This window comes from Sphingomonas sp. DG1-23 (genome assembly GCF_030730875.1).
In the GTDB taxonomy this organism is placed as follows: Bacteria; Pseudomonadota; Alphaproteobacteria; order Sphingomonadales; family Sphingomonadaceae; genus Sphingomonas.
The window spans coordinates 1-11,514 of the sequence record NZ_JAVAMA010000001.1; the positions used below are offsets into that span (position 1 = coordinate 1).

General features: G+C 66.5%; 10 protein-coding genes. 3 read left to right on the top strand and 7 right to left on the bottom strand.

Translation table 11 applies throughout. From position 1 onward, the window contains the following. The first annotated feature begins 207 nt into the window (after positions 1-207). Positions 208-1,686: a lipopolysaccharide biosynthesis protein gene (locus tag Q9Q95_RS00005; protein ID WP_306093013.1), complete on the top strand. Its 1,479-nt coding sequence runs from the start codon at positions 208-210 to the stop codon at positions 1,684-1,686. On the opposite strand, the gene Q9Q95_RS00010 is transcribed toward Q9Q95_RS00005, so the two are convergent. Next, positions 1,683-2,111 (bottom strand): CBS domain-containing protein, encoded by a 429-nt coding sequence (locus Q9Q95_RS00010; RefSeq protein ID WP_306093014.1) that lies wholly within the window; start codon positions 2,109-2,111, stop codon positions 1,683-1,685. The genes Q9Q95_RS00005 and Q9Q95_RS00010 overlap by 4 nt on opposite strands. 65 nt (positions 2,112-2,176) lie before the next feature. On the opposite strand from Q9Q95_RS00010, the gene Q9Q95_RS00015 reads away from it, so the two are divergent. Next, complete coding sequence (locus tag Q9Q95_RS00015) at positions 2,177-2,473, top strand: hypothetical protein (RefSeq protein WP_306093015.1); 297 nt, start codon at positions 2,177-2,179, stop codon at positions 2,471-2,473. A 2-nt stretch (positions 2,474-2,475) separates the two neighbouring features. Here Q9Q95_RS00015 and Q9Q95_RS00020 read toward each other — a convergent pair whose 3' ends face one another. The 6 genes from Q9Q95_RS00020 to hisS all read right to left on the bottom strand — a co-directional run bounded on the left by Q9Q95_RS00020 (position 2,476) and on the right by hisS (position 9,873). Continuing rightward, positions 2,476-4,059: a DUF4139 domain-containing protein gene (locus Q9Q95_RS00020; RefSeq protein WP_306093016.1), complete on the bottom strand. Its 1,584-nt coding sequence runs from the start codon at positions 4,057-4,059 to the stop codon at positions 2,476-2,478. After that, entirely contained in the window at positions 4,059-5,444 is a 1,386-nt protein-coding gene (locus tag Q9Q95_RS00025; RefSeq protein ID WP_306093017.1) for a DUF4139 domain-containing protein, read from the bottom strand. Before Q9Q95_RS00025 ends, Q9Q95_RS00020 begins: the two co-directional genes overlap by 1 nt. 79 nt (positions 5,445-5,523) lie before the next feature. Next, entirely contained in the window at positions 5,524-6,384 is an 861-nt protein-coding gene (locus Q9Q95_RS00030) for a DUF4167 domain-containing protein (protein WP_371876640.1), read from the bottom strand. 253 nt (positions 6,385-6,637) lie between these two features. Continuing rightward, entirely contained in the window at positions 6,638-7,489 is an 852-nt protein-coding gene (gene prmC, locus Q9Q95_RS00035) for a peptide chain release factor N(5)-glutamine methyltransferase (protein ID WP_306093019.1), read from the bottom strand. Positions 7,490-7,558: 69 nt separating this feature from the next. Then, the gene (prfA, locus tag Q9Q95_RS00040) at positions 7,559-8,632 is read right to left on the bottom strand and encodes a peptide chain release factor 1 (RefSeq protein ID WP_306093020.1); all 1,074 of its coding nucleotides are present in this window, start codon (positions 8,630-8,632) and stop codon (positions 7,559-7,561) included. Then, the gene (gene hisS, locus Q9Q95_RS00045) at positions 8,629-9,873 is read right to left on the bottom strand and encodes a histidine--tRNA ligase (protein ID WP_306093021.1); all 1,245 of its coding nucleotides are present in this window, start codon (positions 9,871-9,873) and stop codon (positions 8,629-8,631) included. The genes prfA and hisS overlap by 4 nt, the downstream gene beginning before the upstream one ends. Positions 9,874-10,327: 454 nt before the next feature. Between hisS and Q9Q95_RS00050 the strand changes: the two genes are divergently transcribed. After that, complete coding sequence (locus tag Q9Q95_RS00050) at positions 10,328-11,512, top strand: efflux RND transporter periplasmic adaptor subunit (RefSeq protein WP_306093022.1); 1,185 nt, start codon at positions 10,328-10,330, stop codon at positions 11,510-11,512. Positions 11,513-11,514: the final 2 nt, after the last annotated feature.

The window sequence follows — 11,514 nt, forward strand, 5'->3', positions numbered from 1 at the left end:
TCTCGGGGCGAACCGTGCGCCTGGTTTTCGATGACCACTGCAGAACCCCGTTTGGGCCCCCGCTGCGGTGGAGTGGCTTCTATGCGCGGCTTTTGATTCGGTCAACAGCCATTTGAAACTTTCTGTCTTTTTACCGAAACACGGGCCGAAAGCCGCAGAAAACCGCGCTTTACGCCATCTCAACCGGTTCGCCCGCATGACGTTCCCGTGACCGAATCAACCGCCCAATCCCCGAATCAGGGGCTCGAATCGCTCAAGGATCAGGTGCGCAGCGCCGTGATCTGGCGTTCGGGCACCCAGATCCTCGGCCAGTTGCTCACCTGGGCATCGACCTTCATCGTGATTCGGGTGCTCAGCCCCTCCGATTACGGGCTGTTCGCGATGACGCAGGTCGTTCTGGTGCTGCTCAACATGCTCAATGGCTATGGTCTCGCCAGCGCGTTGATCCAGCGCGGCGATGCCGGTCGCCACGCCCAGCGTCAGCTGTTCGGGATGCTGATTCTGCTCAATCTGGTGCTCGCCGGCATCCAGTTCGGCTGCGCCCCCTTCGCCGCGGCTTATTATCGCCAGCCTATGGTCGCCGATCTGCTGCGGGTACAGGCCCTGCTCTATGTCGCGACGCCGTTCATCGCCCTCCCCTATGCGCTGCTTTCGCGCGAGATGGATTTCCGCAAACAGGCGCAGGTCAATTTCGCCTCGGGAATCGCCGGCGCGGTGACGGCATTGGCGGGCGCCTGGGCGGGGCTCGGCGTGTGGACTCTCGTCGCGGCGCCGATCGCCTTGTTCACGGTGCGTGCGATCGGCATGACTTGGGCGGCGAACGCCCTGATGTGGCCGAGCTTCGACTTTCGCGGCGCCGGCGACATCGCGCGCTATGGCGGGGTGATGGCGACGGGACAGATCTTCTGGTTCCTGCAGAGCCAGGCCGATGTGTTCATCGCCGGGCGGCTGTTCGATCCGCACATGCTCGGCATCTACACCACCAGCCTGTTTCTCACCCAGATCTTCGTCTCGAAGTTCGTCCCGCCGCTCAACGAAGTCGCCTTTTCGGCCTATGCCCGATTGAAGGACGACCGCGCCGCGATGGCGGCGGGCTTCGTCAAATCGGCGCGGGTGATCTTCGTCGTCGCGATGCCTTTCTATCTCGGGCTCGCGGTGACGGCGCGACCGCTGGTCGAAGTGGTGCTCGGCCCCAAATGGCTCGAGGCGGCGCCGGTGGTCCACTGGCTGGCGCTGGCGATGCCGATGATGACCCTTCAGGCGCTCTATTCGCCGGCGAGCGACGCCGTCGGCCGTCCCGGAATCGGCGCGCAGAACGGCGCGACCGGGGCGTTGCTGCTGCCCGCAGCCTTCCTGATCGGGGTGCATTGGGGTGTGATGGGGCTGATCGCGGCATGGTTCGCCGCCTACCCGCTCTATCTGGCGATCTCGACCCGGCGGACTCTGCCGGTGATCGGCGTGCGGCTGCGCGATCTGGTCGACGGGATCCTTCCGCCGGTCTTCGCCGCCATCGCAATGGCGCTGATCGTGTCGCTGCTGGCCCGCCTGCTGCCGCCGATGCCGGCGCTGGCGCAGCTGGTGCTGCTCGGGGGCGCCGGAGTCCTTGCCTATGGCGGATGGCTCGCGCTGTTCGCGCGGGAAACGCTCGACGAAGTCGTCGCTCTGGTCCGCAACCGGAGCGGTTAGACCGCCTGGATATACGCCCGCATCGCCTCGGCTTCGGACTCGATCCGCTCGATCCGGTACTTCACCAGATCGCCGATCGAGATGAAGCCGATGCACCGGCCGCGCTCGACCACGGGGAGATGGCGCACCCGGCGCCGGGTCATCAGCGCGAGCGCACCAAGGACCGATTCGTCGGGCGCGACGGTGAGCGCGGGCGCGGTCATCACGTCGCTTACCATACGGTCCAGCGCCGCGGCGCCTTCGCGTTCGAGGCCGTAGATCACGTCACGTTCGGAAAAGATGCCCACCACGGCGTCGCCGTCCATCACCGGAACCGCGCCGATTCGTCGGCCGGCGAGCAACGCCACCGCTTCGGCCACGGTGCGATCCCCCGCGATCGACACCACGTCATGGCCTTTTCCCCCAAGGATCGCCGCGATCGTCATCGCTTATCTCCGCTTTCGGGTTCAGGCGATTGTTTCTCCCATGATTCGTGCCCAATTGCAAAATCATGGGCACGCCGCACGATCTCGACGATCCGGACTATGCCGCTTTCGCCTGGGGACGCTATCGGCGGATCCTCAAGGGAATGGCGCTGATCAGCCTGTTCACTGCGGGCCTGGCCGAGTTCGCGCTTTGGCTATCGCTGGGCGAACTCAATTTCGTCACCGCCAGCGCGGCCTTTCTCGGGGTGTTCCTGACGATGCTGCTCGCCGCGGCGCTGATGGGACTGATGTTCCTGAGCTCGGGCAGCGGCCATGACGACCGAATCGAGGATCGGCTGAAGGACGAGATCGACCTCGACTGAGATCAGCGCCGCTCCCCGCGCTTGAGCGCGAATTCGAGCCGCGCGACGCCATTGGCCGGAACCGTCACCCGCCACGTCTTGACGCCCTTATGCTCGACGAGCTCCGCGTCCGCCGACGCGAGCGGGAACGGAATCGGCAGCTCGAAGGTCTCGGGCGTCGATCGCGCGTTGGTGACTTCGACGGCGAAGGGCTGGCGCTTCTTCGAAGGCGGGCGCCCGACGATCGTGTAGCGCAAGTCGCTGCTCATGCCGGTGGCGAACTCGACATCGTCGCCGATCGCACGGTCCGCCAGGTCGCTCTCGCCGACCAACAGTGATTGCTCGCGGGCGCGCTCGAACACCGCCACCCGGCCCGCGGGCAGCGGAAGGCCGAGGCCGCGTTCGTCGACATTGCGCGTGCGCAATATCCGCGCGGACTCGAAACCGACGGACACGCCCCGCCCCGGGCTATATTCGAACGGCTGGAAAACCCCGGCATAGACGCGTGCGAAACCGACCTTCTTGCGGTCGATCATCGCGACCTGCTTGCGGCTCTGCGCGGCGACGGTGACGGGTTCCGGAACGCGATAGAGCTTGAGGTCGCCGAGCTCCTCCTGCCTGGCGGTCATCACCGCAGTGACCGACATCATCGGCGCCGGTGCCGGTGCCATCATCTCCATTCTCTGCAGGCTGCCCGTGACGACGATGTCGTCGGCAAACCCTTCGAACATCGGCACAGGTGCCGACGGCAGACGCTCTATCCCCCAGCTTGGGTAGGTGCTGGTGGTGTCCATCGGCCAGCAGCGCAGATGAAGTTGGGGGGCAGGCCCTTTCGGCAGCGCCGCGGCGGCTTCCTTGTTGGGCGCGCCCGCCACGGCATTGGTGCTGGCGTCGGCAAAGCCCTGGCTGCCGCCATTGGCGACGGTCAGCCATGCGAACAGGTCGAGCGTCTCGCCATCCTCGGCAACTTGCGCGACATAATTCGCCGACCAGTCGAACCCCTGCGCGAGATAGGAGATCTGGATCGTGACCGTCGCGGCCGCGGCGCTGTCGGTGGTCACCGATAAAGTAGGCTTGGCAGAGAGATCCGCCGGAACGCCGGGATATTTGAGGCCTTCGGGCAGACCGGAGCAGCCCAGCGCCTCGACTCCCGCCGCGGTGGTGAGCAGCACCCCGCCGCCCGGCCCGGACTGGATGATCGCCTCGCCCTCGGTGATCTTGCCGGTAGCGCGATTGGTGCGGCGAATCGTCACCCGGCGCTTGAGATAGGTATCGATCAGTGCCGCGGGCGACAGTAGCCGCGCATCGCGATTCTTCTCGTTCACCTGCCGCGGCAGGCCGGCGACGATCGCGGTTTCGGGCATCATCCCTTCTGAAACGCCGACAAAGCGGATCACTGATTTGCCGGCGGGTACGCTGATCGTCCGGGTCTCGGTGACCAGAGCATAGCCGCCCGGCCAGCCGCCCGCGGGTATCGCCCCCTCGCCCCGGCCCGGATCGCGATAGAGCGTCACCGACACCGCATCGATCCGCTCGGATTCGACGAGGGTCTGCCCCGCCGCAGGCGTCGCGGCGGACAGCAGGCAGAGTGCGAGAATGCGGCGCATCAGTAGCGCGTGTCGAACACCACGGTGACCGACGCCTTGCCGTTGGCAGGCACCGGCACCTTCCACTCCATCCGATCGGCCGAGACGCGCTCGCCGGTCAGGCTCTGCTCGACCAGCCGGACGTCGCCCCACAGCCCGTTCTGGGCGAGATCGACCGTCACCGGCGCGGGCCGGGCATTGGTGAAATCATAGCGCATCGTGGTGCGCCAGCGCGACGAGGACAACCGCTTGCGCTCGACCACCACCGCGGCGCCCTTGACGTCGAACGCGTCGCCGGTTCGGATCGACATCGCCGATCCCATCGGCGCCGCCGCCACGCGGCTTTCGCCGATGAACTGCGGATCGCCGCGCGCGTCGCGCATATAGACGCGAATCGTTCCCGACGGCAGCTGATCGCCGAGACCGCCATTCTTCGAGGTCGAGAATTTGAGCACGGTCGCGGCGCTGCGCGGGTCGGACTGGGTCTCCAGCCAGCCATTGGTCCATTCATAAGTTTTGCGCGCGGGCGTGTTCTTGACGTCGAGGAAGCTGACCTGCTTCTGCTGGGCATTGGCGATCGTGGTGCGCTCGCCGAGCGGATATAGATAATAATCGCCCAGTTTCTCGCGCGGGCCGCTTTCGGTGCCGGCTTCCTCGATCGTCGAATCGCCGAGCTGCGAAAAGCTGCGATTGGTGTTACCGGCAACCAGCAGCACGTCTGCGCTGCGATAATTGGTGCCGGTATTGTTGGTCAGCGTCACCCAGCCCTGCATGTCGATCGCGCCCTTGGCCTCGTCGAACAACATCACATAGTCGCTGGTCCAGCCGAGCCCGGGAGTCAGATAGGTGAGGGTCGCCGGCACGCGCCCCGCCTTCGCCGCCTGCAGCGTCACCGACAGGGTCGGGCGGGCACGGAGATTTTCAGGCACCTTGTCGAAGATCACCCGTACCGGCAGGCCGTCGTCGCGGAGCACTTCGATGCGGTTGCCGATCTGGAGGACGATGCCGCCATTGGCGGCGAGCACCCGCGCCTGCTCGCGCGTCTCGGCCCCGGTCGCGGGATTGGTGCGCACGATCGTGACGACCGAACCCACCGCCTTTTCCATCAATTTGTCGGGCGAGAGCAGATCATAGTCGAAATTCTGCTCGACGATACCGAGCCCGGGACCCGACAAGGTCACCGTCTCCGACCGGATCTGCGCCGACACGTCAGGGAATTCCTGGCGCGTGCGACCGGCGGGAAGTTCGAGCTGGCGCACGTCCTGCACCAGCGACTGGCCGTTCTGATAGATGGTGACCGACACGTCGCCCTGCGCGGTCTGGTCGGGGGCCGGGACTGAGGCCGGCTGCGCCTGGGCATGCGCGGCGAACGGAGTCGCCGTCAGAATCAGAGCCGTGAAACGCAAAGCATCCTCCCCCAAGGCTTTCTCAGGGGAGGATGCTAGCAGGTTGGTCGCGAAGGGTCAGCCCATCGCGGATTGAAAATCAGGCGGCCGGCGGAACCTCGACATCGTCGCTCTTGGTGCGACGGCGACGCGGCTTCTTGGGCGCTTCCTCGGCATCGTTCGCCGCAGCCGATTCGGTGCCGAAAGCCGGCGGGAGGATCGCGGCGTCGATGCCCTGCGGGGCCTCGGCCCCGGCGCTTTCGTCACGCCGCGGACGCCCGCGGCCGCGGGCGGCACGCGCGGGGCGCTCTTCGGCGGCTTCGCGCTGCTCGGGGAACAGCTCGGCGGCCGGGGCTTCCTGCGCTTCGGCCTGATGGCCGTTGGCATAGCCGTTCGCGGCATTGCCGTTCGGGCGGCGATCGCGACGGCCTTCGCGGGGTTCACGATCTTGACGCGGTTCGCGCTCGGAGCGCGCTTCACGATCCTGACGCGGTTCGCGATCCTGACGAGGCTCGCGATCGTCGCGGTCACGGCGGGCTTCCTGGCGAGGCTCACGCTCGTAGCGCGACTCGCGCTGCTGCGGACGATCGTCGCGCTGCTGCTCGTCGCCGCGATTGCCCTCGCCCTCGAAATCGAAATCATCGTCATCGCCGTCGATGTCGTTGCTCGGGCGGGGCTGCGGACGCTGATTCGGATTCGCCTCCTCGAAGCGCGAGCGGGTTTCGCTCAGCACCCGGAAATAATGATCGGCGAACTGGAGATAATATTCGGCGTTGACCCGATCGCCCTGCATCTGCGCATCGCGCGCGAGATTCTTGTATTTCTCGAGCAACTGCGCCGCATTGCCGCGGGCACGATTGTCGATGCGGTTGCCATTGCCTTGGTTGGGGCTGCCACCCTGGCGCTGTTGACCACCACGACCGCGACGGCGGCCGTTGTTAGCCTGACGATTGTTCATCAAGGTCTGTATGTCCTGTCTACTTAAGCCGTCCGTCGATCCATTCGGGGTCCCGGATGCAGGTTACACTTGCGGACAGCGCCGATCCGGCGCTTCCGCCCGCCATGGCCGCCGGACTGCAGCGGCACGCATGACCATGGAGTGAGCCTTAGCCCTATGTTTCAACAACTTGGTTGAAAGTGCCTCGCCCCGGCGCTGTCTTAGCCCGTGGAGCACCAATCTCCAAGCACAATTATGGGATCTCGGTGCTCCAGTTTCAAGTAAGTAGTATCACGCGGGGACGCCCGCCGAGATCGCTGTGGACGGCGGGCAACAGGCCGTGCTGGAGGCCCAGCGCGGAGACCGCTTTCGCCTGCGTCCAGCCGATTTCGAGCACCGCGGCGCCACCGGGGGCGAGCAGGTCGGGTAGTGCCGGAACGATGCGGCGATAATCGTCGAGACCGTCGATTCCCGCGAAGAGCGCAGAGGCAGGTTCGTGCTCGCGGACCTCCGGCGGCAGCAGTTCGGCGGTGCCGATATAGGGCGGGTTGGCGAGGATCAGGTCGAATTGGCCTTCCAGCCCTTCCGCCCAATCTCCGATGCGGAACGCGACGCGATGTGCCATGCCGAGGCCCGTGGCATTGGCGCGGGCATAACCGAGCGCCTGTTCCGATGCGTCCACGCCCAGCCCGTGCGCTTCGGGCCATTGATCGAGCGCGGCGAGCAGCAAGGTGCCGGGTCCGGTGCCGAGATCGAGGATGGTGGCGGGCGCGCGATCATCGAAATGCTCGATCGCCGCCTCGATCAGCGTCTCGCTGTCGGGGCGCGGGATGAGTGCGCCGGGGCCGACCTGCAGCTCGATGGTCCAGAAAGCGCGAGTGCCGGTGATATAGGCGACCGGTTCGTGCGCGAGACGGCGCTGGAGCAGCGGCTCGAAGGCGTCGGGGGTTGCCTCGTCGAGGTGGCGGAGGAGCAGGTCGTTGCGGGTGACGCCGAGGGCGTGCGCCATGAGGAGCTCGGCATCGAGGCGGGGGGTATCGGTGACCGAGGCGAGGCGCTCTGCAGCATCCACGAGGGCCGACCGGGCTCCCCTTCCGCTTGCGGGAGGGGTTGGGGGAGGGGCTGTCATGAAGCAGCTCGCTTGCGGCACTCCCCTCCCCTAGCCCCTCTCGCAAGCGGGAGGGGAAAAAGGAAAGGTTCACCCATCCAGCTGGGCCAGCCGGTCGGCTTCGTCCTGCGCGGTCAGCGCGGCGATCAGTTCGTCAAGCTCGCCTTCGAGAATCTCGGGCAAGCGATGGAGTGTCAGGTTGATCCGGTGGTCGGTCACCCGGCCTTGCGGGAAATTATAGGTGCGGATGCGCTCCGAGCGATCGCCCGAGCCGACCATCGATTGGCGCGCGCCCGCACGCTCCGAATTGAGCCGGTCGCGCTCGGCTTCGTACAGGCGGGTGCGGAGCACCTTCATCGCCTTGGCCTTGTTCTTGAGCTGCGAGCGCTCGTCCTGCTGGATGACGATCGTGCCGGTCGGCAAATGGGTGATGCGCACCGCCGAATCGGTGGTGTTGACCCCCTGCCCGCCCGGCCCCGACGCGCGATAGATGTCGATGCGCAAATCCTTGTCGTCGATCCGGATATCGGCCTCTTCGGCCTCGGGCAGCACCGCGACCGTCGCGGCCGACGTATGGATGCGCCCGCCCGCCTCGGTCGCGGGGACGCGCTGGACGCGGTGGACGCCGCTCTCGAACTTGAGCTTCGCGAACACGCCCACGCCGGTGACGCTGAGCACGGCTTCCTTGTAGCCGCCGAACTCGGCTTCGGAGGCCGAGATCAATTCCAGCCGCCAACCCATGCGATCGGCGTAGCGCTGGTACATGCGCAGCAAGTCGCCGGCGAACAGCGCCGCCTCGTCGCCGCCGACGCCGGCGCGGATCTCGAGCATCGCCGGGCGCTGATCGGCGGCATCGCGGGGCAGAAGCGCGAGCGCGAGCTTGCGGTCGGCGGCGGCGAGGGCTTCGTCATTGGCGCGAAGCTCCTCCGACGCCATGGCGCGGAGCTCCTCGTCGGCATCCTGCGTCATGTGCTGGAGCGATTCGGCTTCCTGGCGAAGCCGCCGCACTTCGCCCGCGGCGAGCGCCACCGGCTCGAGCTCGGCATATTCCTTGGAGACCTGGACATATTTGTCGCCCGGCAAATCGCCGGTCGCCATCTGCGCCTGCAATTCGTCGCGGCGCGCCTCGATCGCGGCGATACGGTCGGCGGGGATGCTGATCATAGGACGGGCGTCGCCTCAAGCGGAAGCAAAGCGTTGACCCGCTCCACGATTTCCTTGTCGCCTCTCGATCCGCGACAGACCAGCCCGTCTCGAACGGTCAGGCTGAGGACCATGCGAGCGCCCGTTTTAGCGGCCTTATCAAAGCGCTTCTTGGGCGAGCCCGTTGCGACCATGTCCGCGGAAAAGCCGTTGTCTCGTAACAGCTTCAGAGTGTGTTGCGCCGCGCCGATTGCGAAATCGTCTTCAACCGCAATCACAACGAGGGGCGGCTCGATCGCCGGCTCCGCGATCAGCATCGCCAGCCGCTCGACACCTGCGGCCCAGCCCACGCCCGGCGTCTCCGGCCCACCGAGCGAGCCAATCAGGCCGTCATAGCGCCCGCCGGCGAGGACGGTGCCCTGCGCGCCCAGCCGATCGGTGACGAACTCGAACGCAGTGTGGCGATAATAATCCAGCCCGCGCACCAGCCGCGAATTGCGCGTCCATTGCACCCCCGCCGCATCGAGCCCGTCGGTGACCGCCTTGAAGAAGGCCGCGGCCTCCTCGGTCAGATAGGCGTCGATGTCCGGCGCGCTGTCGGCGATCGGGCGGTCGCGCGGGTCCTTCGAATCGAGGATGCGCATCGGGTTCTTGTCGAGCCGGACCTGGCTGTCCTCGGACAGCGCGTCGCGATGCGCCTCGAAATGCGCGACCAGCGCCGTGCGCCACGCATCGCGGGTCTCGACGTCGCCCAAGGTATTGAGCTGGAGCGTCACGCCCTCGGCGATACCGAGCTCGTGGAGCAACTGATCGGCGAGGACGAGCAATTCGACGTCCGCGGCGGGCTCGGCCGCACCGATGATCTCGGAATCGATCTGGTGGAACTGGCGGAAGCGCCCCTTTTGCGGGCGCTCGTAGCGGAACACCGGGCCCGCGGTGACCAGCTTGAGCGGCGCATATTGCTGCCAGCCCTCGGTGATATAGGCGCGGGCGATCCCGGCAGTGAATTCAGGGCGCAAGGTCAGCGAATCGCCGCCGCGGTCCTCGAAGGTGTACATCTCCTTGGAGACGACATCCGAGGTCTCGCCCATCGAGCGGGCGAACACGCCGGTCGCCTCGAACACGGGGATGTCGACGCGCTGGAAGCAATAGAGCCGCCGGACGCGCTCGAACGTGTCGAGCACGTGCGCGAAGCGCCTTTGCTCGTCGCCGAAAATGTCCTGGGTGCCCCGGATGCGCTTGGGGGTTTCGATACGTGCCATTTCGGCCGGGTTTCTAGGGCGTTCGCAAAATTTGCGCCACTCCCTTTAAACACGCCGCGACGCGCCCATATTCCCTTTCGAGTTCAACAACATGGAAGGAGGTGATCGAATGTCTCATTGTCAAACGCCGTCTGCGGCGCGCACTCAGGCTTCGGTTCGCTCCCTGCGCGCCGCCGCCTGAGGCTTAAATTCAAGGTCGCTCGCCGCAGCGGCTGACAATGGAAAGGCCGTTTCCCGCAAGGGAAGCGGCCTTTCGTGTATCTGCCCGCTTTCGCGTATCCGGAATGTGTCTGACACATTCTGATACATTTCTTCCCTAGTAGCCGCGCAACCAGCTGCCCTATGGGCGAGTTTCGGAACTGAACTGCGCCCTCCCAATGGGCGCTACGAGCGGGTCTGCGAATTGAATCTGAACCTATCGAACCTCAACGGCCGATCGGGCGTGGCGCTCTGCGTGGCGGCCCTCCTCCTCGCGTCTTGCAGCAGTGGCAGCGGCGATGCCCAGAAAAAGGGCGGGCGCGGCCCGAGCGGCCCGGTCCAGGTCGGCTATGTCGTGGTGCAGCCGACCAGCGTGCCGGTGACCACCGAGCTGGCGGGCCGCGTCACCGCCTTCCAGATGTCCGAGGTGCGGCCGCAGGTCGCCGGGATCGTCCAGCGACGCTTCTTCAAGGAAGGCTCGATCGTCCGCGCCGGGCAGACGCTCTACCAGATCGATCCGAGCCTCTATCAGGCGCAGGCATCCGAAGCCGAGGCCAATTTGCAGAGCGCGCGCGCCACCGCCGAGGCGGCGCGGGTCCGCGCCGACCGCTATCGCCCGCTTGCGAAGATGGAAGCGGTCAGCCAACAGGATTATACCGACGCCGCAGCGCAAGCGCGGCAGGCGAGCGCCGCGGTCGCGCAGAACAACGCCCAGCTGCGCACCGCGCAGATCAATCTGCGCTTCACGCGCGTCCCCGCCCCGATCACCGGCCGGATCGGCCGCTCGCTGGTCACCGAAGGCGCCTTGGTCACCACCAACCAGGCCGATCCGCTCGCGGTGATCCAGCGGCTCGACCCGATCTTCGTCGACATCCAGCAATCGAGCGCCGACCTGCTCGCGCTTCGCAAATCGCTGGCGCAGGGCGGACTCGCGCCAGCCAGTGCCGTGGTCCGCCTCAAGCTCGAGGATGGCAGCGACTACGGCCAGACCGGCACGGTCGAATTCTCCGAAGTGATGGTCAACGAGAATACCGGCACGGTGACGCTGCGCGCGCGCTTCCCCAATGCCGAGGGCATTTTGCTGCCGGGCATGTTCGCGCGGGCCACTTTCGCGCAGGGGATCGACCGCCAGGCGTTTCTCGTCCCGCAGGCCGGCCTGTCGCGCGATCCGCGCGGCAACGCGACCGTCTATATCGTCGGCCCGGGCAATCGCGCGGTGGCGCGGACCGTGATCGCCCAACGCACGCTCGGCGCCAATTGGGTCGTGACGCAGGGCCTCGCGCCCGGCGACAAGGTCATCGTCCAGGGCACCGCCAATCTGCGCCCCGACGCCGAGATCCGCCCCGTCCCCGTCACCACGCCGCAGAAGATCGAGGCGCCGAAGGGCGGCGCGCAAGGCAATCAGGGCGCGCAGGGTGGCGCGGCGAAGAAGGGCGGCTGACC

What these genes read in the sequence shown, in the direction of transcription:
- Q9Q95_RS00020 (WP_306093016.1), bottom strand. Translation starts at nt 4,059, where the DNA reads ATGCGCCGCATTCTCGCACTCTGCCTGCTGTCCGCCGCGACGCCTGCG.
- Q9Q95_RS00010 (WP_306093014.1), bottom strand. Translation starts at nt 2,111, where the DNA reads ATGACGATCGCGGCGATCCTTGGGGGAAAAGGCCATGACGTGGTGTCG.
- prmC (WP_306093019.1), bottom strand. Translation starts at nt 7,489, where the DNA reads ATGACAGCCCCTCCCCCAACCCCTCCCGCAAGCGGAAGGGGAGCCCGG.
- hisS (WP_306093021.1), bottom strand. Translation starts at nt 9,873, where the DNA reads ATGGCACGTATCGAAACCCCCAAGCGCATCCGGGGCACCCAGGACATT.
- prfA (WP_306093020.1), bottom strand. Translation starts at nt 8,632, where the DNA reads ATGATCAGCATCCCCGCCGACCGTATCGCCGCGATCGAGGCGCGCCGC.
- Q9Q95_RS00015 (WP_306093015.1), top strand. Translation starts at nt 2,177, where the DNA reads ATGGGCACGCCGCACGATCTCGACGATCCGGACTATGCCGCTTTCGCC.